Raw genomic sequence first — 25,868 nt, forward strand, 5'->3', positions numbered from 1 at the left:
ATGGGATGCCGTGTCCGACGTACGGTTCCTCGTCCCGCTCCGCCGCTGGGCGAACACGCTGCCCCCGATCTGGGTGGACGCCGCGCTGGCCGCGCTGATCTGGATCGCGCAGCTCTGGCCGTTCATCAGCCGCGACAACCCCGCGGGCGGGCCCTGGCACTGGTGGGGGTACGTCGTCGTCACGCTCGCCTCGCTGCCGCTGATCTGGCGGCGGCGCGCCCCGGCAGTCGCCCTGGTGGCCGCGCTCCTGGCGATCGCCTGCTACGACCTCGTGGCGGGCGTGGCCGCCCAGCCCGTCTGGTACGGCGCCATGGTCGCCCTCTACACGGTGGCCGCGACCTGCACCCGACGGGTCAGGATCACGCTGTTCGCCCTCTCGTGCGGCGGCGGGCTGCTGCTCGTCGGCTCGTCCGACACCGCGATCCGGGGCGTGGTGCTGTTCGTCACCGCCTACGCCGTCGGCCGGGCGGCGGCCGCCTCCCGCGCCCACGCGGCGGCGCTGGAGGAACGCGCCGCCCAGCTCGCCCGCGAGCGGCAGGTCGCCGCCGAGCGGGCCGCCGAACGCGAGCGGGCCAGGATCGCCCGCGACATGCACGACATCCTCGCCCACGCCGTCAGCCTCATGGTGGTGCAGGCCGAGGCCGGCCCCGTCGCGGTCGCCGCCGACCCGGCGCGCGCGGTGGCCGCCTTCGACGCCATCTCCGCCGCCGGACGGGACGCGATGGGCCAGCTCCGCCGCCTGCTCCAGGTGCTGAAGGAGGAGGAGGGGCCGCGCGAGCCGCAGCCCACGATCGACGGGCTGCCCGCACTCGCCGAGCAGGTCAGGGCGGCCGGGATCGAGGTCGTCCACACCGCGGACGGCGAGCCGAGGCGGCTGCCGCCGGACGCCGAGGTGGCGGCGTACCGGATCGTGCAGGAAGCTCTCACCAACATCGTCAAGCACGCCGGCGCGACCCGCGCCGGCCTCACCCTCACCTGGCGGGACGACGCACTGATGATCGACGTCACCGACGACGGCCGCGGCCGGGGACCTGCGTTCCCCTCCGGCGGCAACGGCCTGATCGGCATCCGCGAGCGCGCGGCCGCCTGCGGCGGCGACGCGCAGGCCGGCCCGCTCCCCGGCGGGGCCGGCTTCCGCGTCCGCGTCCGCCTGCCACTCGCGGGCAAGGCGGCGGCGTGAGCGTGCGCGTGGTCGTCGCCGACGACCAGGAGCTGGTACGCGCCGGATTCGGCATGATCCTCGACGCCCAGCCGGACATCGAGGTCGTCGCCGAGGCGGGCGACGGCGCGCAGGCCGTCGCGGCCGTGCGCGAGCACCGGCCGGACGTGCTGCTGCTCGACATCCGGATGCCGGTCATGGACGGCATCGAGGCCGCCCGGCGGGTCTGCGCGGACGGCACCTGCCGGGTGATCATGCTGACCACGTTCGACCTCGACGACTACGTCTACGACGCGCTGCGCGCGGGCGCCAGCGGCTTCCTGCTGAAGGACGTCCGCCGCGACGACCTCGTCCACGCCGTACGGGTGGTCGCCGCCGGTCAGTCCCTGCTCGCCCCCGCGATCACCACGAAGCTGATCGCCGAGTTCGCCGGCAGAGCCGCCCGCCCGACCGGCCAGGCGTCACCCGAACGGCTGTCGGCGCTCACCACGCGCGAACGGGAGACGCTGCGGCTGATCGCGCGCGGCCTGTCCAACGCGGAGATCGCCCAGGCCATGGTGGTCAGCGAGCACACGGTGAAGACACACGTCAGCAACGTCCTGACCAAGCTCGGCCTGCGCGACCGGGTGCAGGCGGTGATCGCCGCGTACGAAACCGGCCTCACCGTCCCCGGCGACCCGAACTGAGGGCCTTCGCGCTCCTCGAAGCACACACATGCGCCCGACGGGTGCCCAGTCAGCCCCTTGCCCGCTGATGGGCCAGCCAGGCGCGGCCCGCCTCAGCCGCTCGGGCGCGAGCGTCGCGGATCTCCTTCGGGCCGTAACGGGCCTTGTACTCGCGGAACAACGTCCACGCCGCGGCGATCCCGGCCACGGCCGGCCGGGGCGCGCTCTTCCATGGCGTGAGCGTGGTCAGCAGAGCATCGACCTTGCCCGGCGCGTGGCCGGCCTCGACGAGTCGGGGCGCGAACAGGGCGGCGTCCAACCAGGCCGGGCCACGTGCTGCGAATGACCAGTCCACGACCTTGACGCGCTGACCGGCGACGAGAAGGTTGCTCGCGCTGAGGTCATAGTGCAGGAGCGTGTCACCGCCCAGGTGCGCCGGGTCCAGGCCCTCGAACGCCTCCTCGAACAGCTCCCGATCGGGTAGCTCACCGATCGGTCCGTCGAGCAGAGCCCGCCCCTTGGCGACCAGCGCTTTGACATTGTCGGACACCGGCATCGCACCGTTCGGGCACGGCGTGAGGATCGCGCCGAGCAGCGCCATCGTGTCGAGCACCGGAGCCAGGTCCGGTGATGCGGGCGACAGGTCGGCATGGCGGGCGTTGTCGCCGACGTACTCCCACACCGCCGCGTGCCATCCGCCCAGGGTGTCGGCCCAGAGCATGCGCGGGGCGGGGGTGTCCTCGGGGAGGTTCTCGCCTGCCCACCGCTCCCGCAGGTGCAAGCGCGCGGCCTCGTGGGTGCGGTCGATGGCCTTGACGAACACCTGCTCGCGGTCGCCGCGCTCGATGTCGAGGCGGGCGACCACGCCCGGCATGATGCCGCCGGACATCGTCTCGGCCTTGAGGACCCTGCCGAACTGCGCCTCGACAGCGTCGATGACCGAGTCGGGCAGTTCCTCCCATGCCGTACGGGGCGCGCGGGCGCTCATGCGGTAATCCCTTCGGGGCTCGGGTCGTCGGCGCAGCCCTGGTAGCACTGGCTGCAATCTCCTGCGGTCAGCCACAGCGCTGGGTCCACGGTCAGGCCGAGGTCGCGCATGGCGTTGATGCTGTCGCCCAGCCTTGCCACGAACGCCGCCTTGTCGTTGCCGGGCTCCTCCGGATTGTGGTGGAGGAATCGGCCGGCGACGCGCTGGCACCAGTCGGCGTAGTTGTGTGTGTCGAGGATGAACGTGTGCCACCCGAGGTCAACCTCAGGCGACGGGGTGAGGCCGGCCCCGGGGTTGCGGGCGCAGGCGTACAGGAACAGGAGCGCCTGCTCGATGATGCGGCCGGCGTACTCGGTCGGCTGGTTGTGCTGGTGTGCGACGCGGGCCGTGAGCCGGTCGAACAGGTCATCGTCGATCAGGTCGGCGGCGAGGACGTCGGCGGGGTGCGTGCCGTCCGTCGTCAAGATGCTCATGTGCTTGGTTCTCCCATCGGGTGTGGTTCTGCCCTGCGGTGCGGTGTTGGTCGGGCCTCACCGTCCTCTCACCGGGGCGTGTACGGGGACTCGTGGGCCAGGCGAAGCGGGGGCCGATGACCCGCTCTTCGAGCATGACCATCGCTGACCTGCCTGGATACGAACCGCTGTCGCACTTTCGTTGCACTTGCGTGAGCTCCCGGTATCTCTCCGTGCTTCCATGGCCGTGGAAGGGAGCAGCGTCGTGACGACCGTGCATGAGTGGACCGGCCTGGAAGCCCGTGCGCTGCGGCTTGCGCTGCGAATGAGCGTGCGTACGTTCGCCCTACACCTCGGCGTGGCACCCCGCACCGTGGCGAAGTGGGACCACTTCGGCTCCTCCACGCGGCCGCGACCGGACACCCAAGCGATCCTGGACACCGCGCTCGCTCGCGCGGACTCGGCGACCCACCTGCGGTTCGAGACCTTGCTGCTGGAACTCGGTCAGGGCACGGAACAGGGGCTCAGGGTCACCCGCGTAGGACCACGAGCATGGGAGTACGAGACGTGGACGGACGACCTCGACCGGGCCGTGGTCGCTCTCGGCCGCCAGAGCTTCAACTACGCCGCAGACCTGCTGAACCGATGGCTGGCCCGCTACGACCTGCACACCCTGGACGACAAGGGCCTCTACCTGTTCGCGCGATCCACGACTTTGCTCGGCGACCTGCAGCGCGACCAGGGCGCGGTGACCGGCCCGCTCTCCGCGCGCCGCTCCTACCTCAACGCTCGCTCCGTCTACACCCAGCTCGACATCCCGCGCCGCGTCGCCCAGCTCGATCTGTCGCTCGCGGTCGTCGCCGAGATGTCGGGCCAACTGAACGAAGCCGCCCAGGAGTACGAGGTGCTGGCCGTCGACGACCGGCTCTCACCGCGCGACCGGGCACGCGCCCGCCTGTGGGTCGGGACCGCCCTGAGCAAGAACGGCAAGTACGACTACGCCGCCCGGTTGATGACGACCGCCATCCGGGAGTTCGAGGGCATCGGCGAACCCGAGGACTGGTCGGTCGCGCACCAGAAGCTCGCCCTGGCTCACCGCGGCGCGGGGAACCTGGCGGAGGCCCTACGCCTGATCGACCTCGCCCGGGCCACCGCCGTCACCGATGCCCCCATGCAACGGGTACGGCTGGAGACGGCCTACGGGCACATCCTGCTTTCTGACCGGGACACCGTGGATGATGGGCTGGTGATCCTCGACCGTGCCGCGCGAGAGGCGGCACAGCACGGGCTCGCGCACCAACTGCGCAGCATCGAGGGCATCCAGCGGACCCACCAGGGGAACGTCCGTCCTCCCCTCCCACGGCGACCAGGGAGCAGCCGAGTGAGCGTCAAGCAGCAGCAGGTCATCACCGACGAGCAGTGGCGGCACGCCCGCACCGTCTGGGGCTACCACCAGATGCGCCACGACCTGCGCCGGTGCGATGTGGCCATCGGCTTGGGCAGCCATGATCTCGGCGTCGCGCGTGCGGCCGTCAGGCTGTACCGCGCCGGATGGTTCCCGCTGCTCGTCTTCACCGGCGCCACCAGCCCCACCACCGCAGCCCGGTTCCCGCGCGGCGAAGCCGTCCACTACCGCGAGCACGCCGTGGAACTCGGTATGCCCGACGAAGCGATCCTGCTGGAGCCGAACGCGACCAACACCGGGCAGAACATCAGCCTGTCGCGGCAGGTCCTGGCGGACTCCGGAGTCGAACCTGCGTCGGTATTGCTGATCTCCAAGCCGTACATGGAGCGCCGCGCCTACGCCACCGCCCGGAAGGTGTGGCCGGAGGTCGAGGTGGTGTGCGCCTCCGAGCCGCTGGAGCTGGACGACTACGTCAGCTCGATCGGTGATCCAAAGCTGGTCGTCGACATGCTCGTGGGCGACCTCCAGCGCGTGATCGAGTACCCGAAGCTCGGCTACGCCATCGAGCAGCCCGTACCAGGAGAGGTCCATGACGCCTATCAGGCTCTTCTCCGCGCCGGATTCGACAGCAGACTTCTGCCGTCCTGACCTGCCGTACGGCGAGGTGTGCGCGATCCACCAGCCGAACCTCTTCCCCCGGCTCTCGACCTTGGCCAAGCTGTACGCCGCCGACTACTGGATCGTCATGGACGACGTCCAGTTCACCCGGCGCGACTACCAGCACCGCACGCGCCTCGGCTCACTCGACGGCTCGGGACAGGCACAGTGGCTCTCCATAGCGACCCACCTGCCGCACGGCCGTTCGACGTCCATCCGGGGAGCTCGTCTGGCCGACCCCGCGCGCTGTCGGCGTCGCATCGCGCAGCTCCTCGCCGACCACTATCGGCGCAGTATCCACTGGCCGCCGTTCAGGCGGCGGCTCGAATCTCTCCTTGCCCGGTTCGAGAGCACCGACCGGTTGGTTGACGTGACCGAGTTGTCCACGCGCCTGCTGCTGGAACAGGTCAGGTGGCCGGGACGAATTCTCCACAGCAGCGATCTGTTCGCACGGGGCGGGCGGTCGCAGCGGCTCGCCGACCTCGCGTGGCTGACCGGCGCGACGACGTACCTGTGCGGAACCGGAGGCATGCGGTACCTGGAGCCGCCCGCGTTCCAGGTTCGCTCGATCGAGATCCTCCCGTTCCGAACCCCAGCGTCGGGCATCTGGGAATCGGCTCGCGAGATGAGCGCCGTACACGCCCTGATGCTTGCCGGCCCGCATGCGCTGCGGCAGGAGTTCGAGACGCTGAAGGCGCGGGTGCTGGCGGGTGAGCCCGCGAGGTCCAGCGGGGCCGCCGGCGAGCCCAATGCGCTCTGAGTCAGGCATCCGCCGGCGACCTCCAAGCGCTCTCGGCTCCCAGCGGGCTTCCCCGGTGGATCGCCGATGTCGAGCCGGGCTCGGTCCACGATCTGACCGCCGCTCGCGCGCATGTGCTGGGGACGTTGTGTGTTCGACCCGAAGAACGGCCGGGTCGCCGGGCGGCGGCGACCCGGCCGGGGGCTCAGCCGAGGACCGGGAAGTTGGAGCGGAAGATCCCGTGCGGGTCGCGGGCGCGCTTGATGTCGCGCAGCCGCTCCAGCGTGGCGGCCGGGAACGCCGCCGCGGCCGACTCGCCGTCGCCGAGGAACGTGAACGGCTTGAAGCCGGTGGTGTGCGAGGCCAGCGCCCCGGCGATCGCGCCCATCCTGGCCGTCCCCGCCGCCGCCAGCTCGGGCACCGGCGCGGGGGCGATCATGCTCAGCAGGTACGGCTCCGCCAGGTGCCCGCAGGCGCCTCCGTCCGTCTGAGGCCGGGCCAGCGCGCCGCCGAGGTGGCGGATCTGGACCGTGGCCAGCGGCGCGATGCCCTCGGCCGTCGCCCCCAGCAGGGCCGCCACGGCGTCGTCGCCGAGGTCGGTCAGCAGTTCGCCGCGCGACAGGACGGGCATGGGCTCGGTCGGCTCGGCGCAGATGGAGCCCAGCTCGCTGACCGGCAGCTCGCCGCGCGTGTCCAGCAGCGCGCCGGGCACCGACTCCAGCGGGCGCACCAGCTCGCGGCCGGCGGCGGCGTCGCCGAGGAAGGTGAGGTCGACCATGACGGCGGCGAGGCCGCGCAGCGGCTCGGGCACCTCGGGGAAGGGCGGGAACTCGGCGAGGGTGAACCACAGGCTCAGCTCCTCGGGCGCGTTCGCGGTGATCTCGCGGAAGGCGGCCATGACCTCGGCGGCGCGGGCGGCGGGCCACAGCAGGCGGCCGCCGTACAGGCGGGCCGCGGGGAACAGCTCCAGCTCCAGCGCGGTCACCACGGCGAAGTCGCCGCCGCCGCCGCGCAGCGCCCAGAACAGCTCGGGGTCGGAGTCGGCGGTGACGCGGGACGTGGCGCCCTCGGCGTCCACGATCTCCAGCGCGCGCACGGCGTTGGCGGCCAGGCCGTGGGCGCGGCCGTACCAGCTGAGGCCGCCGCCCAGGGTGTAGCCGGTCACGCTGACCACGGGCGAGCTGCCCGCGGGGCCGGTGAGGTCGTGCTTGGCGGCGGCGGCCAGCAGCTCGCCCCACGAGGCCCCCGCCTCGACCCGCGCCACGCGCTCGTCGGGGCGGATCTCCACGGCGCGCATGCGGGACGTACGGATCAGGATCTCGCCGTCGAGGCCGCTGGTGGCGCCGTGCCCGCTCGGCTGCGTGGTGACGCGGAGCCCGGACGCGGCGGCCTGGCGTACGACGGCGGCCACGTCGGCGGCGCCCTCGGCCTCCACCACGACGGAGACCCGCTGCGGCACCGCGCGGTTCCACGGCAGCGCCGCCTGTTCGAAGCCGTCGTCGCCGGCGGAGAGCGTCAGCCCGCGCAGCGCCCTGTCGTCGATGGTCATGTGATCCCCCTGTCGTGGCGGTGTCGTCGATCGCCAAGGGTGGACCAGAGCGCTAAACGCTGGGTTGGATGTGACTTGTGCCGGACTTGTCCAAGAGAGTCAGGTTGATCTGCCCTATGTACGTGCCGACGACCATGACACCGTCGAGGGGACGGTGACGCACCGAATCTGGAGGAAACGTGTGCGCGTTCCACATCATCGACCTGGGCGCCATGCAGATCCTGGACTCCCGCGGTCGCCCCACCCTGTCGGTCACCCTCACCCTGGCCGGCGGCGCGACCGGGTGGGCCGGCGTTCCCTCCGGCGCCTCCACGGGCGCCCTGGAGGCCGTCGAGCTGCGTGACGGCGACAGCGGCAGGTACGCCGGCGCCGGCGTGACGCGAGCCGCGGCACGCATCACCGGCACCATCTTCCACCGGTTGAAGGGCCGGCCGTGGTACTCGCTCGCCGACGTCGACCAGGCACTCATCGAGCTGGACGGCACGCCGGACAAGAGCCGGCTCGGCGGCAACGCCACCGTGGGCGTGTCGATGGCCGTCGCGCGGGCCGTCGCGGCGGCGCACGGACAGCAGTTGTGGGAGTTCCTGTCCCCGTCCACGGTGCGGCCCAGGATGCCGGTGCCGCACTTCAACATGGTGAGCGGCGGCATGCTCGCCTCGAACCAGCTCGACTTCCAGGAGTTCATGATCGCGCCGATCGGGGCGCCGTCGATGGCGGAGGCCGTACGGGCCGGGGCCGAGATCTACGCCGTGCTGCGCGCGAACCTGGCCGCCGCCGGCCGGCCCACCGGGCAGGGCGACGACGGCGGCTTCGCGCCCGACTTCACCCGGCCCCGCGAGGTGCTGTCGGCGCTGATGCGGGCCATCGACGACGCCGGCTACACCGCCGCCCGCGACCAGGTCGCCATCGCGCTGGACCCGGCCGCCACCCGGTTCCGCCGCCCCGACGGCGCCTACGAGGTCGCCGGCGAGCGGCTGTCCGGCCCGGAGCTGGTCGAGATGTACGCGGACCTGGCCGCCGACTTCCCCGTCTGGAGCATCGAGGACGGCATGGCCGAGGACGACGCCGACGGCTGGCGACTGCTCACCGAACGGCTCGGCGAGCGGCTCCAGCTCGTCGGCGACGACGTCTTCTGCACCAACCCCGCCGTCATCGAGCAGGGCATCGCCGGCAACATCGCCAACGCGGCGCTCATCAAGGTCAACCAGGCCGGCACCGTCACCGAGACGATGCAGGCCATGGACCTGTGCCGCAAGCACGGCTACGCGCGCATGGTCTCCCACCGCTCCGGCGAGACCGTGGACGACTTCGCCGCCGAGCTGGCCGTGGCCACCGGCTGCGGGCAGTTCAAGGGGGGCGCGCCGGCGCGCGGCGAGCGCGTCATCAAGTACAACCGGCTGATGCACATCGCCGGGCAGCGGCCCGACCTGCCGTACGGGCTGGCCGAGCGGTGACGCGCCCTCCCCTGGTCAGCCCGCTGCGGCGGCCTCCTCCAACGCCCGGATGTCGATCTTGCCCATGCGGAGCATCGCCTGCATGGCGCGCCCGGCCCGGCCCGGATCGGGGTCGGTGATCAGCTCGGGCAGCCGGCTCGGCACGATCTGCCAGGACAGGCCCCACCGGTCCTTGAGCCAGCCGCACTGCGACTCCTCGCCGCCGTCCGCCGTGAGCCGCGCCCACAGCTCGTCCACCTCCTCCTGCGTCTCGCAGTCCACGTACAGCGAGACCGCCTCGTTGAAGGTGAAGTGCGGGCCGCCGTTCAGCGCGAGGAAGCGCTGCCCGGCCAGCTCGAACTCGACCAGCATCACCGTGCCGGCCTCTCCAGGGCCGGCGTCGCCGTTGCGCTGCACGCGCACGATGCGCGAGCCGGCGAACAACGAGGTGTAGAAGGTGGCGGCCTCCTCGGCCTGGTGGTCGAACCACAGGTACGTCGTGATCTTCTGAGTCATCGTCGAGCCCCTTTCACTAGCCTGTATGGCGTTTCGTCAACAACGCGTCGAACGGGCTCCGGCCGGATCGACACGGCGGCCGGATTTTTTTCGCGGGGAGTTCGCACATGAACAGAAGAGCATTGGTGCTGGGCGGCGGCGGGGTCGCCGGGATCGCGTGGCTGACCGGCCTGCTGGCCGCGCTGGCCGACGCGGGCGTCGGCGTGACCGCCGCCGACCGGATCGTCGGCACCTCGGCGGGCGCCACGGTGGCCGCCCAGGTCACCTCCGGCCTGCCGCTCGCCGACCTGCTGGCCCGGCAGACCGACCCCGCACTGCAGACGCCCGAGCTGGCGAGCGGGGTCGACATGGCGGAGCTGTGGACCCGGTTGCAGGCCGCGTACGGAAGCTCGCCCGACCCGGCCGAGCAGCGGCGCAAGGTCGGCGAGCTGGCCCTGGCGGCCTCGACGGTGCCCGAGGCCGAGCGGCGGGCGGTCATCGAGGCCCGGCTGCCGGTGCACACCTGGCCGGCCCGCGACCTGGTGATCACGGCGGTCGACGCGCACACCGGCGAGCCGCGCCTGTTCACGCCCGGGTCGGGGGTGGAGCTGGTCGACGCGGTGGCGGCCAGTTGCGCGGTGCCCGGCGTGTGGCCGTGCGTACGGATCGGCGGGGCGGCGTACACGGACGGCGGCGTGCGCTCGTCCACCAACGCCGACCTCGCGGCGGGCTTCGACCCGGTGCTGGTGATCGCGCCGATGGCCGAGCTGGGCGAGCCCTCGTGGAGCGGGCTCGGCGGCGCGGTCGAGGTGATCGAGCCCGACGAGGCGTCGCTGGCCGCGTTCGGCGCCGACCCCCTCTCCCCCGCCTCCCGCACGCCGAGCGCCGAGGCCGGCTACGCCCAGGGCAAGGCCGCGGCGACCAGGGTCGCGTCCTTCTGGGGGTGACCGACGTGCGGAGGTCCGCCGCGCTGGCGCCGTTCGTGGTGACGCTGAGCCCCTATGAGCTCGGCGCGGACGGCACGCATCGGGGGCTGCCCTCGTCCACGGTGTCGGTCACCATCCCCGAGGCGGACTCGCTGGAGATCGGGTGGCCTGGACGGTCCGGCTCGCGTGAGCGGTTCCGGGCCGTTGTCGCCGGTCTTCATCTGGATGCGGCCGAGTTGCGGCAGGTGGGCGGCACGCGGGGCGTGTGGCTGACGCTCAGCCCGGCGGGGGCGGGCGCGCTGCTGGGGGTGCCGGCGGCGGCGCTGGCGGGGCAGGTCGCCGATCTCGCCGACGTGGCTCCGGCGATGGCGCACCTGCCGGAGCGGCTGGCGGCGTGCCGGTCCTGGCCGCAACGCCGGGCCGTCGTCGAGAGCGCCCTGCTGGCCGGGCGGACGCGGTACAGCGGGGGTGAGGAGCTGCGGGCCGTGCTGGCGGCGCTGTCCGGGGCCAGTCGGGTGCAGGAGGCGGCTCGGCGGCTCGGGTGCTCGCGGCGTCACCTGAGCGGTACGGTCCGGCGGGAGCTGGGGGTGACGCCGAAGGAGTACCAGCGGCTCCTGCGGTTCGAGACCGCGCGTGGCGGGCTCGTGGCCGCCGCCCGTGCCGGGACGGTCAGCCTGGCGGCGGTGGCCGCCGCGGCGGGGTTCGCCGACCAGGCGCACTTCACCAGGGAATGGCGGGTCATGGCCGGGTGTACGCCTGCCGAGTGGCTGCGCGTCGAAGGACTCACCGCGTAGGGCGTGCCCAAATCTTCAAGACCGTCGCCTCCGCCCGGCCCGACGATGGGCGCATGACGTCTCTCTTTCCCCGGCTCGTCGTGCCCGACCCCGAACTCGCGTCGGCGTTCTACCAGGCCGCCCTGGGCGCTGAGCAGGTGTTCAGCGCCCCTCCGGGCGACGACGGCAGGCCCAGTGTCATCGATCACCGCGTCGGCGGGGCGTCCTTCCGGGTCTCGCCGGCCGTCGCGGCGTGGGGGTGGCTGTCGCCCGACGATCTCGGCGGGTCGGCGGTGCTCGTGGAGATCGAGGTCGACGACCCTGACGTGGTCGGGGCACGCATGGTCGCCCACGGCGCCGAGGTGGTCGTGCCGATCGAGAACCGGCCCTACGGCAAGCGCTCGGGCCGCGTCCGTGACCCGTTCGGCCACCTGTGGATCATCTCCGGAGAGCTCAAGCCAGACGTACGGTGACCGAGGCGCCCTCACGGGCGGCGAGACCCCGGAAGGACAGGGTGGAGCCGGTCAGGAGGGCGTCCCCGGCGAGCAGGCCGGCGATCGGCCGGTCCCAGGTGACCTCCAGCTCCTCCAGGTCGCGGCGGGGGTCGGACACCGCCAGCGCGGCCGTGCCGTCGCCGTGCTCGCGGGCCAGGACCGCGCACGGGGCGGAGGCGGTCAGGCCGCCGGCCGTTCCGGCGAGCCAGAAGTTCGCCGCCGTGAGGCCGAGGGCGGGCACGTGCACGGCCTGCGCGCCGGTGCTGTTGGCGAGCACCCGCACGCGGCCGGGGTCTGCCGCGCGGGCCCGTGTCTCCTCCGGCGTCGCGCCCGGCAGCAGGACGTAGTGGTAGCCGGCCGAGCGCGGGTCGACGCCGTGGTCGAGCCAGAGCGTGACGTAGTCGCGGGCGAACCCGCCGCCCGCGCGGCGCTCCCGCAGCGTGCGCAGCCGCCCGCCGGGCGCCAGGTAGCCGCCGTGGCCCTCCAGATGCGCCCAGCCCTCCCCCTGGGTGAGCCGCGCGGCGGTCCTGCGGTTGTCGACGATCGTCTCGACCGGCGTGCCGTCCTCGGCGGTGATGCCCGCGCCGAGGCAGACCACGGCGTCGTCGAGGAAGAACCACGACGCGAACGCCTCCAGCGTGCTCTCCAGCCCGCTCAGGTGCTGGCCGACAGTCGCGTACGTGCCGTCCGTGGCCCCGCCGACCCACCGCCACGGCGTACGGGTGTCGCCCCACGCGCCGCCCGCGCCGTCCGGCAGCCGCCTGGCCGAGACGGTCGTGCCGGGCAGGCGGTAGGGGTCGACGGTGGGCCAGAAGGCGTCGGAGTAGTGCTCGCCGTGGCCGTCCGCCCACCAGTAGAGCATCCCCGAGCCGGTGTGCCAGCCGCGCGGGTTCTCGCCGTTGCCGTGCTCGTAGTGGCCGATGCGGTCGGAGGACATGCTGAGCGCCGCGCACCAGCCGGGCCGCCGGTGCACCGCCCGCGCGCTCATCGGCAGCAGCCGGTGCCCGACCGGCTCGGGCGCGGCCGGCACCGCGGGATCGGCCTCGACCGCCGCCAGGCGGGCGTGCGCGGCGGGCTCCAGCGCGGGCCGGTGACCGCTCCGCGCCGCCCAGCCCTTCACCAGCGCCTGCCAGCGGGCCCGGTACGCGGCCGGGGCCACCTCGCCGAGCAGCAGGATCGCGTCGGCGAGCGCGTGGCCCCGCTCGTGGTCGCCGAAGGGGCGCCGGCCGACGGCACGCCCGCTCACGAGGTCCATGCACGCCCCGTCGCGCACGAACGGCGCGAACGAGCGCTCCACCACCTCGAAGGCCACCGGATGGGTGACCTCCCACGGCGAGCCGCGCAGCAGCGCGAAGATCACGGCCGCGCCCGACAGCAACGTCACCCCGTAGGAGCCCTGGTAGGGGACGTACGCGTGCTGGATGAACGAGCCGTCCCGGTAGAAGCCGTCGCCCTCGCCGACGTACCGGAACACCGGCGCCAGCGCGGCGACCGCGAGGTCCGCCCTGCCGTGGTCGCCGTCGAGCATGGCCCGCAGGAGCATCACCAGGCACAGGTCCACCCGGTTGGCGGCGGTGCTGGTGCCGCTGTAGGAGCCGAGGCGGTGCTGGGGGACGAAGTGGTCCACGGCCCCGGCCAGCGCGCGCCGGCGCTCCTCGCCGAGCTGCGGCTCGACCAGTGCGGACGCGTCGAGCAGCGCCTTCGGGACGCCGATCTGCCAGTGCCACCAGTTGCCCGCCGGGTAGGCGCCGGCCGCGTACACGTGCCGCCGGTAGTGGTCGATCCCGGCGGCCACCGCCTCGGCGAGCGCGGGGTCGCCGGTCAGGCCGGTGCCGGGCAGCGCGTACGCGCGGGCCATCGTCCGCAGGCGGCGCGGCGTCGCGACGAAGGAGGGGAACGGCTGGTCCGGCCAGAGCCGGCCGGGCCCCGCCGCCATCGTGTCCAGGTGACGGGCGGCGGCCCGGCCCAGTGCGGCCAGCTCGGCCCGGTAGGGTTCGGCCGCCGGGTCGTAGCCGGAGCCCGCGGCGAGCTCGCGCCAGCGGCGGCGTAAGCGGACGAAGCAGTCGTCGGGCGTGCGCGCGACCCCGGCCGGCGTCAGCGCCCCGGCCACCCCGGCCGCCGCCACCCCGCCGGCCCGCAGGAACGCCCGCCGCCGCACCCTTCCGATTATCGGCGCTCAGCCGGGCAGCAGGGCGCCGGCGCGTTTGATCGTGCGGATGATGGGGGCCGTCTCGATCTGGCGGATCGCGGGCAGCGCGCCCAGGTCCTCGGTCAGGTAGCGGTAGAAGGCCGCGTCGTCGCGGCACACGATGCTGGCCGCCAGGTTGTGCGGGCCGGTCGTCGCGCCCGCGAAGGCCACCTCGGGATGCCGGGTCAGCGCCCGTCCCGTCGCGTGCAGCTCGGCGGGCGGCACCGACATCCAGAGCTGCGCCTCCACCTGGTAGCCGAGCAGCGGGGGCAGCACGTCCATGTCGAAGAAGAGCACGCCGGCCGCGCACAGCTGCTCCATGCGGCGCTTGACCGTGGACTCCGACCAGCCGGTGGCCGCGGCGAGGTCGGCGTGGACCGCCCGGCCGTCCAGCGACAGCGCCCGGAGCAGCGCCTCGTCGCCCGCGCTCAGGGAGACGACGGGTTCGCCGGTGGAGCCGTGTCCCGGGTACGCCCGGCCGGCCTCCAGGCGGGCCACCTGGTCGGCGGAGAGCGCCGCCAGCCCGGCCCAGCCGATCCGCCCGCCGACGAACACGTGCAGCGTCCGGTGCGCCACCACCGACAGCACCCGGCTCGTCCTGGCCAGCTTGTTGAGCAGCAGCTCCTGCCGCTGGGCGGGCGTGCGCTGGAGGGTGCCGCAGGAGATCTCGGTGCCGCCGGACAGCAGGTGCACCCAGGACGTGTCGGGGCGCCGCCCCAGCGCCTCGGCGATCGAGCTCGCCGCGTCGGGCGTGCACCGCAGCCGCAGCGCCCACGACTCGTAGCCGAGCCGCCGCCCGTCCACCACGCCGACCACCCGCAGCATCCCGGTGGAGCGCAGCCGCCGGTAGCGGCGCGCCACCCGCTGGTCGGACACGCCGAGCACGTCCGCGATCCGGCTGAACGAGGCCCGCCCGTCCACCTGGAGCGCGTGCAGCAGCCCCCGGTCCACCTCGTCCAGCGTGATGTTTTCCACCACAGGAGCGTAGCTCGCACGGAAATCCGGCAGAACGGCCCGGTTTTCGGGCAAGGACCGGCATCCGTCCCCGACCTTGGCACTCATGACACAAGTGACGACCCCCACCACGACCGCGAGCTGGCGGCCGCTGGTCGCCGCCTGCCTCGGCGCCTTCATGCTGCTCGTCGACGTGACCATCGTCATGGTCGCGCTCCCCCCGATCGCCGCCGATCTGCGGATGTCGTTCGGCGACACGCAGTGGCTGCTCGACGGCTACGCGCTGGCCCTCGCCGCCCTGCTGCTGGCGGCCGGGTCCGTCGCGGACCACGCCGGCCGCCGGCGGGTCTACCTGGTGGCGCTGGCGGTGTTCGCGCTGGCCTCGCTGGCCTGCGGGGTCGCCCCGAACGGCGCGCTGCTGCTGGCGGCCAGGGTGGTGCAGGGCGCGGGCGGCGCGGCCATGATGGCCACCACGCTCGCCCTGGTCAGCGCCACCTACGAGGGGCGGCAGCGGGGCATCGCGTTCGGCGTGTGGGGCGGCGTGAACGGGGCCGCCGCCGCCGTCGCGCCCGTGCTCGGCGGCCTGCTCACCGAGCACCTGCACTGGCGGGCCATCTTCCTGGTGAACCTGCCCATCAGCCTGGTCGCCGCCTGGCTCACGCTGCGCTCGGTCAAGGAGTCGCGGCTGCCGGGCGGGGCCGGGCTCGACTGGGCGGGGATGGCGACGTTCACGGTGGCGGCGGGGGCGCTGACGTACGGGCTGATCAAGGCCGGGCAGCACGGCTGGGCGGCGGCGCGGACGCTCGGGCCGCTGGCCGCCGCCACGGTGGCGCTGGCCGCGTTCCTGGTGATCGAGCTGCGGAGCCCGCGGCCCATGCTGGACCTGCGGCTGTTCGCGAACCGGTCGTTCAGCGGGATCATGGCGGGCGCCGGGCTGCTCATGCCGGCCGCCTTCGCCTGCCTCGCCTTCACCTCGCTCTGGCTGCAGCAGTCCCTGGCGCTCGGGCCGGTGCTGGCGGGGGTGGCGCTGTCGCCGATGGCGGTCACGTCCCTGGTGGTCTCGGTGGCCGCCGCCCGGCTGCTCCCCCGGCTGTCGCCGCGCGTCGCGCTCGGCGGCGGGCTGCTGCTCATCGCCGCGGGCGCGTTCCTCCAGGGCCGGCTCGGCCCGGACACGGGCTGGACCGCGCTCGCGCCCGGCCTGGTGGTGGTCGGCGTCGGCGTGGGCCTCGCCATCCCGGCGCTCAACTCGGCCGCCATGGGCGCCGTCCCGCCGCACCGGGCGGGCATGGCGGCCGGCGCGGTCAACACGGTCAGGCAGCTCGGCTACGCGCTCGGCGTCGCCGCGCTCGGCCTGCTCTACCAGGGCGGGGGCAGGGCGGCGTACGCGGCGCTGAACGAGGTCTACCTGGCCGCCGCGCTGACCGGGCTGGCGGCGGGGCTGCTGGTCCTCGCCGCCGTCCGGCGCTGACCCGCTTACTTGTCGTACTCGTGGGCTCCGGCGTCCACGGGGCCGTCGCTGCCGTCGATGGCGCGCCCGGCGACGTCCTGGTCGCTGAACCGCGTCACGCCGAGGTCGATGGCCGGGCTGCCGGCGCGGAGCCTGAGCGGCTGGGCGGCGTCGGTCAGGTCGAACAGCGGGTCCGCCGTGACGTTGGCGGTGCCGCCCATCTGGTGCTGGCGGGCGCCGAAGAACACGTTGTGGTGGCTGTCGGTGACGCCGGGGCCGTAGGCGGTCTTGACCACGGCCTGGACGATGTTCTGGGACATGGACAGGTGCGCGTTCGTGCAGGAGGCGTCGCAGATCACGCCCTGGGAGTCGGCGTGGGTGAGGCGGACGCTGTTGTTGCGGAAGACGGTGCCGAGGACGGGGCCGTTGGGGTCGGGATCCTCGCCGGGCTCCTGCGGCCCCCTCGTCACCAGCGCGGCCTGGGTCTCCGGCCCGGTGATCACGTTGTACTCGAAGACGTTGCCCGAGGTGCCGTCGGGGTCGGACGGGCTGCCGTCGGGGTTGACGTCCCTGCTGGTGCCGAGCTCGGTGAAGGTCTCGTTGTCCACGGCGATGTTGTGGTGGATCCGGTTGCGCGAGCCGAGGAAGATCTCGACGGCGGCGCCGTCCGTGCCGTAGTCGTAGCTGAAGGCGGAGGAGCCGCGGATCTCGTTCCAGCCGATGTTGGAGTCGTCGCCCTGGACGAGGATCGCGAACGCGCCCGAGTCGTCGTTGTCGTCGACGTCCTTCGGGGTGAGCGTGCTCATGTGGTCGTTGTCGACGAAGTCGTTGGCCGTCACCGCCGTGTAGCGCGTGCCCTGCTCGATGTAGACGCCGGCGGCGGCGCCGGTGATGAGGTTGCGCTCGACCACGTTGTCGTCGCCGGAGACCTTCACTCCGGCCCACGTGCAGCGCGCGCCGTCTCGCGCGATCCCGATCTGCAGGTTGTAGAGCTCGATGTGGGCGCCTTCGAGGCTCACGCACGCCTCGGCGTGCCCGGTGATCACGGGGCGGGCGGCGGCGGTGCCGTAGGCGTCCACGACGATCGGCGCGGCGGAGGTGCCCGAGCCGGTGATGGCGAGCTGCTGCCCCTGCCAGGTGCTGCCGCGGGCGAGCAGCAGCCGGTCGCCGGGGGCGAGGGCCGCGCCGGACGCCTTGGTGAGCGTCTTCCACGCGGTGGCGGGCGAGGTGCCGGCCGCCGCGTCGCTGCCGTTGACGGCGTCCACGTAGTAGGTCCGCGCGGCTGCGGCCGACGCCGGTGAGGCGGTGAGGGTCGCGGTGAGCGCGAGGACGGCGACCGCGGCGCCGGCACGCGGGATCCAGACAGACATACGGCCTCCAGGGCGGCCGGGGCCCGTCCCTCGACGAAGATCATCCACGGCTCGCGGCTGACACTGTAGCCGGGAAGTCCTGACTTAATAAGCTATGTCCCAGAACGAATCGGCACGACGGCGCACGCCGGCCCCTGGCGGGGCAGGGCGAACCAGGTGCCCTTGCCCACCAGCTCGGGACGCGTGGCGTAACGCTGGGGGTGGCAGCCGTAGAAGCCGTCGGAGAGCCGGGCCACGATGCGCAGGCCGCGCCCGTGCTCGGCCTCCAGGTCGGGCGGCCCGGGCTCGGGCGGGGCGGGGCCGCCGTCCACGACCACGCACATGATGTCCTTGGCGTCCACGTGCAGCAGCAGCTCGTACGGCGCCTCCCCGTACATGAAGGCGTTGGTCACCAGCTCGCTCACCATGAGCACGGCGTCGTGGACGAGGTCGGGGTGCAGGCCGAGGTCCGACAGGTGCCGCCGGATGACCGTGCGCGCGTGAGCGACCGTCCGGGCGTCCTCCCGCAGCGGCCACACGTACCGCGTCCCGCGCCGGCGGGGCGATCGCAGGGTGGTCGTCATAACGTCTCGCTTCCGGGGGTTCACGGGTGAACTGAAGCGGCTGTCGAAACGTGTACGCACGAGACGGCCGTCCGGCTCGATGTTTCCGGTGAGAAATCGTGAACTCACGGAAAGGAGAACGGAACCTCAGCGCAGCAGCGACCACACCGCCGCCGGGGTCAGCGGCACGTCCGTGACCCGGTCGGCGACCTCGGGAAGGGCGGCGGCGACCGCGTTGGCGACGGCGGCCGGCGGGCCGATCGTGCCCGCCTCGCCCACCCCCTTCATACCGCCCGGCGTGATCGGCGACGGCGTCTCCAGCAGGACGACCTGGATGTCCGGAACCTCCCGGGTGGTCGGCAGCAGGTAGTCGGTGATCGGCTGGCCCTCCTCGCTGTAGCCGATGTCCTCGGTCAGCGCCTGCCCGAGCCCCTGGGCGACGCCGCCGTGGATCTGGCCCTCCACCACGGCGGGGTTCACCAGCACGCCCGCGTCGTTGACCGCCCAGTAGCGCTCGACCTCGACCGCGCCCGTCTCCGGGTCCACGGCGACGGCCGCCGCGTGCGCGCCGTAGGCGTAGGTGTAGCCGGGCGGGTCGTAGCTGACCCGCTCCTCCAGGCCGGGCGGCACGCCCTCCGGCAGGTCCCAGCCCCGCCAGGCGGACGTGGCCAGCTCGCGCAGCGGCACCGACGCCTGCGGGTCGCCCTTGACCCGTACGACGTCGCCGACGAGCTCAAGGTCCTCCTGCGCGGCCTCCAGCCGGTGCGCCGCGATGGCCAGCAGCTTGTCCCGCAGCCGCGCCGCCGCCCGCACCAGCGCGCCGCCGCCGAGCGTCAGCGCCCGGCTGGCGATCGACCCCACCGACGAGTACGGCGTCGCCGCCGTGTCCCCCAGCACCACCCGCACCCGCTCCAGCGGCACCCCCACCCGGTCGGCTGCGAGCTGCGCCAGCGCGGTCTCGATGCCCTGGCCCATGCCGACCACGCCCGAGGCGACGACCACGGAGGCGTCCTGCTCCATCCGCAGCACCGCCGTCTCGTAGCCGCCGGCCAGGATCCCGATGGCCTTGAGGTCGTCGGACGGTCCCATGCCGGTGCTCTCGACATGGCAGGACCAGCCGATGCCGCGCCGCCGGCCGTCGTCCTTCACCACCGGCTCGACCAGGTCGCGCAGCGTCCGCAGGGCACGCGGATAGTCGCCCGAGTCGTAGCGCTGATGGACGCGGGTCGTGCACGGCAGCTCGTCCGGCCCCAGCATGTTGCGCAGCCGCAGCTCGACCGGGTCGACGCCCAGCCTGCGGGCGGCCTCGTCGATCAGCCGCTCCCGCGTCAGCGTCCCCTCGGGCTGGCCGAAGCCCCGGTAGGAGCCGGTGGGGGTCGTGGTGGTCACCACGGCCCGCACGCGGACGGCGACGCGCTCGAACCGGTAAGGGCCGGGCAGCAGCGTGGCGGTCACCGCCGCCGTCGAGGCGCCCGCGTTGGACGGGTGGGCGCCGAGGTCGGCGAGCACGTCCGCCTCCAGGGCCAGGAACCGCCCGTCGTGGTCCAGCGCCAGCCGCCCCCGGTGCACGGCGGCCCGCGCGGGCAGCGTGGCCAGCAGCCGGTCGCCAGGGGCCTCCGTCCAGGCCACCGGGCGGCCGAGGCGCGTCGCGGCCAGGCAGATCAGCGTCTCGTCCGGGTAGACGTGCTCCTTGGCGCCGAAGCCGCCGCCGGTGTCGCCGGCGATCACCCGTACCCGGTCGTGCGAGAGGCCGAGCGCCTCGGCCAGGTGCTCGCGCACGTGGTGCGGCGCCTGCGTGGAGATGTGCACGGTCAGCTCGTCGCCGGACCAGTCGGCGACGACGCCGCGCGGCTCGATGGGGTGCGGCGAGACCCGTCCCATCCGGAACGTCATCTCCACGACGTGCGCCGCTCCCTCGATCACGGCCGCGCAGTCGTCGTCGCCGAGCAGGAACTCGGTGACGACGTTCGTGCCCAGCTCGGGGTGGAGCAGCGGGGCGTCCGCCGCCAGCGCCCGCTCCGCGCCGACGAGCGCGGGCAGCTCGCCGAGCTCCAGGTCGACGAGGTCGGCGGCGTCCCTGGCGGCCTCGGGGGTACGGGCGACGACGAGGGCGAGGGGCTGGCCCGCGTACCTGATGGTCTCGTCCAGCACCAGGTAGCCGGTGAGGCGCTGGCCCGGTGAGAGGTTGACGCAGGGCAGGCGGAGGCCCGCGGCGTCCGCCGGGGTGATCACGTCGAGCACGCCCTCGGCCGCCCAGGCTCCCTTGACGTCGCAACCGAGCAGCCGCCCGTGCGCGATGGGGCTGCGGATCACGTGCGCGTAGACCTGGCCGGGCAACCGGACGTTGCCGACGTACCTGGCCCGTCCGGTCAGCAGCCGGGCGTCTTCCCGTCGCGGCGTCCTGGCGCCCACATATCCGTCTCCCATGGGCCGATTGTGAGCGCGCTTCGGCGAGCGGTCCAGACGATCCAGGGGTAGGAGCAGGTCAGAGGGGGTGGCCGATGCAGACGTTCCTGCCTTATCCGGATTTTGTGGCGACAGCGGGGGTGCTCGACCCGCTGCGGCTCGGCAAGCAGCGGGTCGAGACCCTGCAGATCCTGCGCGCCCTCACCGTCCCCGGCTACGGCTGGCGGCACCACCCCGTCGTCAAGATGTGGGCCGGGTACGAAGAGGCGCTCATCCGCTACGGCCTGGAGGTCTGCGACACCTGGTGCGCCCTGGGCCGCGCCGACACCTGCGCCGCCACCATGACCACCGAGCTGGCCCAGCTCCGCGGCACCTCCGAGATCCGCCGCCAGCCCGAGCTCGCCACGGCCGGCGAGCTGCCGCCCTGGCTCGGCGACGAGGCCCTGCACCGCAGCCACCGTTCGGCCCTCCTGCGCAAGGACCCCGCCTACTACCGGCCGAAGTTCGGCGACGAGGAGCCCGACGACCTGGAGTACGTCTGGCCCCGCTCCGACCGCCTCCCGCCTCCGGCGTAGCCCGTCGGCGGGAGGCCCGCGATTATCACGCTCTCCGCCCACTCGGTCGCGAGGATCGCCCCATAGGCGATGATCCGCACCAGCGCGGCGTCCCCGCCGGCGCCGGAGCCGCGCCAGGCGGCCACGTCGGCGTCCGTCACCCGGTACGGCGCCAGCGCCGTGAGCAGCGCCAGCCGGGCCGCGGGCCGGTCGGCGGGCGGGAGCCCGGCGAGCAGGCCGTCCAGCCGGGCGCCGCCCATCAGCGGGTGCTCGCCGTCCCAGGCGGCGACCGCGCCGGCGACGGCGTCCCTGGCCTCGACGCTGAGCAGGTCGCCCCCGTCGCCCGCCACCGTGCGCAGCGCCGCGTAGGCCACGCCGGCCGGCCTGCGCCGCGCCCAGCCGGGCTCGGGACGCCCGCCCAGATCGGCGATCAGCGGCAGGGCCGCCCCGCCGGTCAGCCGCCTGCGCACCGTCCGCGACATCGCCCGCCCGCCCACGCTCCGCACCAGCCGCGACCGCTGCAGGTTGCCGGGCAGCAGGTTCTCGGTGAGCAGCGCCGAGGCGATCCGGTTGACGAAGTGAAAGGTCAGCGCGGTCCCGACGTACTCGGGGGCGTGCTCGGCGGGGAACGGCGCCGGGCCCCGGTCCTTGGCCCAGGCCAGCAGCCGCGCGTGCTCGGGATCGTCGGGGACGCCGCCTGCGGCGACGGTCTCGGCGAGCCGGTGGTCGCCGGTCGCGTGCAGCAGCGTCGTGTGCGCCGCCACGCAGAACGGGCACCGGTTGGCCAGCGACACCCCCAGCGCCACGACCTCCTTGCCGGTGCGCGGGACGTCCCCCGCGAGCAGCGTCTCGCGCAGCAGCGCCCAGGTGGCCGCCAGCACCTCGGGCGCGGGCGACAGGGTCAGGAAGACCGCCATGCGCGCCATGCCGAAGTCGTCGGCGAGCTGCCGGTAGACGTCGGCGACCCGGCCGGTCGCGGCGTCGGGCGGCACCGGGGTCACGTAGCGGAACTGGCCCCTGTTTCTGGTCGTGTCGTCCATGCCGGACATCGTGCGGCCCCAGCGGGCCCGCGGTCGTCGTGCCGCCGGATGCTTCTCCCCGTACCCCGCGCAACCGGGATGCCCGCCGCGTACTACGCCGGAAGTAGCCGGAGAATACGCCCTTCTGCGGAGGATCAGCGCCGGGAAAAACCCTAATCTGCAGAGGTGAGGTATCTGGAGCGCTTGGGGCCGTCCGCCCAGGACGCGCTGCTCGCCGGGGTCGTCGCCGTCATGCTGACGGTCAACGTGCTCATCGGCACACCGCACCCGGACCCGGCCGGCCTCGCGATCGACCTCGGGACCGTGCTCGCCGGCTCGCTGGCGCTCGCGGCCTGGCGGCGGGCTCCCCTGCCGGCGCTCGCCGGGAGCACGGCCGCCATGCTCGTCTACGCCGTGCACGCCCAGCCGGGGCCGCCGGCCGCGTTCCCCGTGATGATCTCGGTGTTCGGCGCGGTCAGGTACGGTCACCGGCTGCTCCCCGCGCTCGCCGCCACCGCCTTCCTGGGCGCGAGCCTCGCCACGGATTTCGCCACCGTCACCGACCGGAGCGCCAAGGAGATCCTGCAGGCCACGACGCTGCTGCTCGGCTGGTTCGTGGCGGCCGGGGTGGCGGCGACGGTGACCCGGCACCGGCAGGCGTACCTGGAGCAGGCCCAGCAGCGGGCCGCCGAGGCCGAGCGCACCCGCGAGGAGGCCGCCAGGCGGCGGGCGGGCGAGGAGCGGCTGCGCATCGCCAGGGAGCTGCACGACTCGCTCACCCACAGCATCTCGGTCATCAAGGTGCAGGCCGGGGTGGCCGTGCACCTGGCGCGCAAGCGGGGCGAGGAGGTGCCCGCGGCGCTGCTCGCGATCCAGGAGGCGAGCGGTGACGCCATGCGCGAGCTGCGCGCCACCCTGGAGGTCCTGCGCGACCCCGCCCCCACTCCGGAGGAGGACGTGCCGAGCGGGCTGGACCGGCTCGACGACCTGGTGCGGCGGGCCCGTTCGATCGGCCTGCCGACCACGGTGACCGTCGCGGGAGCCCGGCGCGCGCTGCCGCCCGAGGTGGACCGGGCCGCGTACCGGATCGTCCAGGAGGCGCTCACCAACGTCTCACGCCACGCCGGAGCGGCGGCGGCGCGGGTGCGCGTCGAGTACGCGGACGCCGAGCTGGTGGTCCAGGTGGACGACGACGGCAGCGCGTCGGCCGGCGAGCCCCCCGTCCCCGGCACCGGCCTGCGCGGCATGCGCGAGCGCGTGTCGGCGCTCGGCGGCCGGCTGCGCACCGAGCCCCGCCCCGAGGGCGGCTTCACCGTCCAGGCCGCGCTGCCGCTGCGGGAGCCGGCGTGATCCGCGTGCTGCTCGCCGACGACCAGGCGCTCATCCGCGGCGGCTTCCGCGCCCTGCTGGAGGCCGAGGACGACCTGGAGGTGGTCGCCGAGGCCGCGAACGGCGAGCAGGCCGTCGCGCTGGCCCTGGAGCACCGCCCCGACGTGGCCCTGGTCGACATCCAGATGCCGGTCATGGACGGCATCGAGGCCACCCGCCGGATCGCCGCCGACGACCGCCTGTCCGGCACGCACGTCGTGATCCTCACCAACTACGGCCTCGACGAGTACGTCGTGGGCGCCCTGCGGGCCGGCGCCGGCGGCTTCCTGGTGAAGGACACCGAGCCCGCCGACCTGCTCCAGGGCGTCCGCGTGGCGGCCCGGGGCGACGCCCTGCTGTCCCCCGCGATCACCCGCCGCCTGATCGGCGAGTACGTCGCCCGCCGCCCCGGCCCGTCCCCCGAGGCCCTGGGCGTGCTGACCAACCGCGAGCGCGAGGTCACCGCGCTGGTCGCCCGCGGCCTGTCCAACGACGAGATCGCCGCCCACATGGTGATCAGCCCGACCACCGCGAAGACGCACGTCAGCCGGGCGATGACCAAGCTGCACGCCCGTGACCGGGCGCAACTCGTGGTGTTCGCCTATGAATCCGGGCTGGTCGCCCCCCGACGTGGTGAAATGGACGTCGATCACTAGGGAGGAGCGGTTCGTGGGCGTGGTTTCGCGAGGCTTCCGTGGACGGCGCAGGGACGACGACGACCGGCTGCCTCCCGGCCAGTACCTCGTCGAGGACTTCCCCGTGCTGTCCGCGGGGCCGACGCCGCGGGTGCCGCGGGAGCGTTGGGAGTTCACCATCGGCACGGAGTCGGGGCACGCGCACCGGTGGTCCTGGGACGAGCTGATGGCGCTGCCCCAGGAGACGCCGACCGTCGACCTGCACTGCGTGACCAAATGGTCGAAGCTGGACACCAGGTGGCAGGGCGTCTCCCTGGACGTGCTCTTCGAGGACGTCGAGAGCGCCGCCGACCACGCGCTGATCCACTCCTACGGCGGCTACACCACGAACCTGCCGGTGGAGGACCTGCTCGACGGCAAGGCGTGGATCGCGCACCGCTTCGACGGCGAGGAGCTGGCGCCCCAGCACGGCGGCCCGGCCCGGCTGCTCGTCCCGCACCTCTACCTGTGGAAGTCGGCCAAGTGGGTGCGTGGCATCCACCTGCTCGACGACGACCATCCGGGCTTCTGGGAGACCGCGGGCTACCACAACTACGGCGACCCGTGGCGCGAGCAGCGTTACGAGGGCGACTGAGGTGCGCGGCCGCCTCCCCTGGCGGGCCGCCCGCCTGCGCGAGGGCAGGGCGGAGACGGCCACCGCGCGCACGCTCGTGTTCGAGGTGCCCGGCTGGCCCGGCCACCTGGCGGGCCAGCACGTGGACATGCGGCTGACGGCGGAGGACGGTTACACCGCGCAGCGCAGCTACTCGCTGGCCGCGCCGCCGGACGGCGAGCTGGTCACGCTGACGGTGGAGACCGTGCCGGACGGCGAGGTGTCGCCGTACCTGACCGGGGTGATGGAGCCCGGCGACCAGGTCGAGATCCGGGGGCCGGTGGGCGGCTGGTTCGTCTGGCGGCCGGCGGGCAAGGCTCCGGTGCTGCTGGTCGGCGGCGGGTCCGGGATCGTCCCGCTGATGGCGATGATCAGGGAGCGCCGCCGTACGGGCAGCCGGGCGCCGTTCCGCCTGGTCTACTCGCTGCGCGACCCGGAGAGCCGCTACTACGCCGAGGAGCTGCGCCGGCCCGATCCCGGCCTGGACGTCGCCTACCTCTACACCAGGGCCGCGCCCGACGGCGCGTCCCGCCCGGCCGGGCGCGTCACGCTGGCCGACCTGGCGGAGGGCGGCTGGCCGGCCGGGTTCGAGGCCGACTGCTACGTGTGCGGGCCGACCGGGTTCGTGGAGGCCGCCGCCGACCTGCTGCTGACGCTCGGGCACGCGCCTGAGCGCATCCGTACCGAACGATTCGGCCCGACCGGAGGGTGACATGACCGCTGACCACCTGGACGGCAACGTCCTGGCGGGCCCGCTCGGCGAGCTCTTCGCCGTGGACCTCACCGCGGCGACCGGCCGCTGCGTCCACTGCGGGCGCACCGGCCCGGTCGGCGAGATGCGCGTCTACGGCCCCGAACCCGGCCTGGTGGCCCGCTGCCCCGGCTGCGAGGAGGTGCTGATGCGGCTCGTCCGCGGCCCCGGCGCGGCCTGGCTCGACCTGCGGGGCGTGGTGTCCCTCCGGGTTCCCCTGCCCGAGTGAGGCATGGCGGGCGGATGA

At 73.9% G+C, this 25,868-nt stretch carries 25 protein-coding genes; 15 read left to right on the top strand and 10 right to left on the bottom strand.

Going from position 1 to position 25,868, the window contains the following annotated elements; all coding sequences use genetic code 11:
- Positions 1 to 10 precede the first annotated feature (10 nt).
- Together ACBR40_RS30665 and ACBR40_RS30670 are read left to right on the top strand one after the other, a co-directional pair.
- Positions 11 to 1,180, top strand: coding sequence for a sensor histidine kinase (locus ACBR40_RS30665; RefSeq protein WP_371250998.1), 1,170 nt, complete (start codon positions 11 to 13; stop codon positions 1,178 to 1,180).
- On the top strand, positions 1,177 to 1,845 hold the full coding sequence (locus ACBR40_RS30670; RefSeq protein ID WP_371250999.1) for a response regulator: 669 nt from the start codon (positions 1,177 to 1,179) through the stop codon (positions 1,843 to 1,845). The genes ACBR40_RS30665 and ACBR40_RS30670 overlap by 4 nt, the downstream gene beginning before the upstream one ends.
- 49 nt (positions 1,846 to 1,894) lie before the next feature.
- On the opposite strand, the gene ACBR40_RS30675 is transcribed toward ACBR40_RS30670, so the two are convergent.
- Both ACBR40_RS30675 and ACBR40_RS30680 read right to left on the bottom strand, forming a co-directional pair.
- A complete protein-coding gene (locus tag ACBR40_RS30675) occupies positions 1,895 to 2,812 on the bottom strand; it encodes a hypothetical protein (RefSeq protein ID WP_371251000.1) in 918 nt (305 codons plus the stop codon).
- Positions 2,809 to 3,285, bottom strand: a complete 477-nt coding sequence (locus ACBR40_RS30680; RefSeq protein ID WP_371251001.1) for a hypothetical protein — start codon at positions 3,283 to 3,285, stop codon at positions 2,809 to 2,811. Before ACBR40_RS30680 ends, ACBR40_RS30675 begins: the two co-directional genes overlap by 4 nt.
- Before the next feature lie 244 nt (positions 3,286 to 3,529).
- Between ACBR40_RS30680 and ACBR40_RS30685 the strand changes: the two genes are divergently transcribed.
- Both ACBR40_RS30685 and ACBR40_RS30690 read left to right on the top strand, forming a co-directional pair.
- Positions 3,530 to 5,317, top strand: a complete 1,788-nt coding sequence (locus tag ACBR40_RS30685) for an ElyC/SanA/YdcF family protein (protein WP_371251002.1) — start codon at positions 3,530 to 3,532, stop codon at positions 5,315 to 5,317.
- Complete coding sequence (locus tag ACBR40_RS30690) at positions 5,259 to 6,086, top strand: WbqC family protein (RefSeq protein ID WP_344208771.1); 828 nt, start codon at positions 5,259 to 5,261, stop codon at positions 6,084 to 6,086. Before ACBR40_RS30685 ends, ACBR40_RS30690 begins: the two co-directional genes overlap by 59 nt.
- Positions 6,087 to 6,270: 184 nt before the next feature.
- Here the strand turns inward: ACBR40_RS30690 and ACBR40_RS30695 are convergent, their stop codons facing one another.
- Positions 6,271 to 7,614, bottom strand: a complete 1,344-nt coding sequence (locus tag ACBR40_RS30695) for an FAD-binding oxidoreductase (RefSeq protein WP_371251003.1) — start codon at positions 7,612 to 7,614, stop codon at positions 6,271 to 6,273.
- A 179-nt stretch (positions 7,615 to 7,793) separates the two neighbouring features.
- Here ACBR40_RS30695 and eno point away from each other — a divergent pair, with 179 nt between their 5' ends.
- Entirely contained in the window at positions 7,794 to 9,068 is a 1,275-nt protein-coding gene (gene eno / locus ACBR40_RS30700) for a phosphopyruvate hydratase (RefSeq protein ID WP_371251004.1), read from the top strand.
- A gap of 15 nt (positions 9,069 to 9,083) precedes the next feature.
- On the opposite strand, the gene ACBR40_RS30705 is transcribed toward eno, so the two are convergent.
- Positions 9,084 to 9,563, bottom strand: a complete 480-nt coding sequence (locus tag ACBR40_RS30705) for a VOC family protein (protein ID WP_371251005.1) — start codon at positions 9,561 to 9,563, stop codon at positions 9,084 to 9,086.
- 107 nt (positions 9,564 to 9,670) lie between these two features.
- Here ACBR40_RS30705 and ACBR40_RS30710 point away from each other — a divergent pair, with 107 nt between their 5' ends.
- From ACBR40_RS30710 to ACBR40_RS30720, 3 genes are read left to right on the top strand one after another with little or no spacing between them, the layout of a single operon-like run.
- Positions 9,671 to 10,489: a patatin-like phospholipase family protein gene (locus ACBR40_RS30710; protein ID WP_371251006.1), complete on the top strand. Its 819-nt coding sequence runs from the start codon at positions 9,671 to 9,673 to the stop codon at positions 10,487 to 10,489.
- A 5-nt stretch (positions 10,490 to 10,494) separates the two neighbouring features.
- A complete protein-coding gene (locus tag ACBR40_RS30715) occupies positions 10,495 to 11,262 on the top strand; it encodes a helix-turn-helix domain-containing protein (protein ID WP_371251007.1) in 768 nt (255 codons plus the stop codon).
- A 53-nt stretch (positions 11,263 to 11,315) separates the two neighbouring features.
- Positions 11,316 to 11,714, top strand: a complete 399-nt coding sequence (locus ACBR40_RS30720; protein ID WP_371251008.1) for a VOC family protein — start codon at positions 11,316 to 11,318, stop codon at positions 11,712 to 11,714.
- On the opposite strand, the gene ACBR40_RS30725 is transcribed toward ACBR40_RS30720, so the two are convergent.
- Positions 11,695 to 13,893 carry a polysaccharide lyase 8 family protein gene (locus ACBR40_RS30725; RefSeq protein WP_371251009.1) on the bottom strand — a complete coding sequence of 733 codons (2,199 nt, stop codon included), beginning with the start codon at positions 13,891 to 13,893 and terminating at the stop codon, positions 11,695 to 11,697. The genes ACBR40_RS30720 and ACBR40_RS30725 overlap by 20 nt on opposite strands.
- 18 nt (positions 13,894 to 13,911) lie before the next feature.
- A complete protein-coding gene (locus tag ACBR40_RS30730) occupies positions 13,912 to 14,898 on the bottom strand; it encodes an Lrp/AsnC family transcriptional regulator (RefSeq protein ID WP_371251010.1) in 987 nt (328 codons plus the stop codon).
- An 85-nt stretch (positions 14,899 to 14,983) separates the two neighbouring features.
- On the opposite strand from ACBR40_RS30730, the gene ACBR40_RS30735 reads away from it, so the two are divergent.
- Complete coding sequence (locus ACBR40_RS30735) at positions 14,984 to 16,345, top strand: DHA2 family efflux MFS transporter permease subunit (protein ID WP_371251011.1); 1,362 nt, start codon at positions 14,984 to 14,986, stop codon at positions 16,343 to 16,345.
- Between the two features lie 5 nt (positions 16,346 to 16,350).
- Here ACBR40_RS30735 and ACBR40_RS30740 read toward each other — a convergent pair whose 3' ends face one another.
- The 3 genes from ACBR40_RS30740 to ACBR40_RS30750 form a co-directional block, all read right to left on the bottom strand.
- Positions 16,351 to 17,694 carry a hypothetical protein gene (locus ACBR40_RS30740; RefSeq protein ID WP_371251012.1) on the bottom strand — a complete coding sequence of 448 codons (1,344 nt, stop codon included), beginning with the start codon at positions 17,692 to 17,694 and terminating at the stop codon, positions 16,351 to 16,353.
- 92 nt (positions 17,695 to 17,786) lie between these two features.
- Positions 17,787 to 18,257, bottom strand: coding sequence for an ATP-binding protein (locus ACBR40_RS30745; RefSeq protein WP_371251013.1), 471 nt, complete (start codon positions 18,255 to 18,257; stop codon positions 17,787 to 17,789).
- Positions 18,258 to 18,383: 126 nt separating this feature from the next.
- Complete coding sequence (locus ACBR40_RS30750; RefSeq protein ID WP_371251014.1) at positions 18,384 to 20,663, bottom strand: xanthine dehydrogenase family protein molybdopterin-binding subunit; 2,280 nt, start codon at positions 20,661 to 20,663, stop codon at positions 18,384 to 18,386.
- 74 nt (positions 20,664 to 20,737) lie between these two features.
- On the opposite strand from ACBR40_RS30750, the gene ACBR40_RS30755 reads away from it, so the two are divergent.
- Positions 20,738 to 21,217 carry an MSMEG_6728 family protein gene (locus tag ACBR40_RS30755; RefSeq protein WP_344208798.1) on the top strand — a complete coding sequence of 160 codons (480 nt, stop codon included), beginning with the start codon at positions 20,738 to 20,740 and terminating at the stop codon, positions 21,215 to 21,217.
- Here ACBR40_RS30755 and ACBR40_RS30760 read toward each other — a convergent pair.
- Positions 21,133 to 22,236, bottom strand: a complete 1,104-nt coding sequence (locus ACBR40_RS30760) for a carboxymuconolactone decarboxylase family protein (protein ID WP_371251015.1) — start codon at positions 22,234 to 22,236, stop codon at positions 21,133 to 21,135. The genes ACBR40_RS30755 and ACBR40_RS30760 overlap by 85 nt on opposite strands.
- A gap of 165 nt (positions 22,237 to 22,401) precedes the next feature.
- Between ACBR40_RS30760 and ACBR40_RS30765 the strand changes: the two genes are divergently transcribed.
- From ACBR40_RS30765 to ACBR40_RS30785, 5 genes are read left to right on the top strand one after another with little or no spacing between them, the layout of a single operon-like run.
- Positions 22,402 to 23,565: a sensor histidine kinase gene (locus tag ACBR40_RS30765; protein ID WP_371251016.1), complete on the top strand. Its 1,164-nt coding sequence runs from the start codon at positions 22,402 to 22,404 to the stop codon at positions 23,563 to 23,565.
- Positions 23,562 to 24,239, top strand: coding sequence for a response regulator transcription factor (locus ACBR40_RS30770; RefSeq protein WP_344208805.1), 678 nt, complete (start codon positions 23,562 to 23,564; stop codon positions 24,237 to 24,239). The genes ACBR40_RS30765 and ACBR40_RS30770 overlap by 4 nt, the downstream gene beginning before the upstream one ends.
- A 13-nt stretch (positions 24,240 to 24,252) precedes the next feature.
- Entirely contained in the window at positions 24,253 to 24,852 is a 600-nt protein-coding gene (locus tag ACBR40_RS30775; protein ID WP_344208807.1) for a sulfite oxidase-like oxidoreductase, read from the top strand.
- A 1-nt stretch (position 24,853) separates the two neighbouring features.
- On the top strand, positions 24,854 to 25,582 hold the full coding sequence (locus tag ACBR40_RS30780) for a ferredoxin reductase (protein WP_371251017.1): 729 nt from the start codon (positions 24,854 to 24,856) through the stop codon (positions 25,580 to 25,582).
- Position 25,583: 1 nt separating this feature from the next.
- Positions 25,584 to 25,850, top strand: coding sequence for a DUF6510 family protein (locus ACBR40_RS30785; protein WP_020542957.1), 267 nt, complete (start codon positions 25,584 to 25,586; stop codon positions 25,848 to 25,850).
- The last annotated feature ends 18 nt before the right edge of the window (positions 25,851 to 25,868 follow it).

Source organism: Nonomuraea sp. AD125B (genome assembly GCF_041402765.1).
GTDB classification, from domain to species: domain Bacteria; phylum Actinomycetota; class Actinomycetes; order Streptosporangiales; family Streptosporangiaceae; genus Nonomuraea; species Nonomuraea bangladeshensis.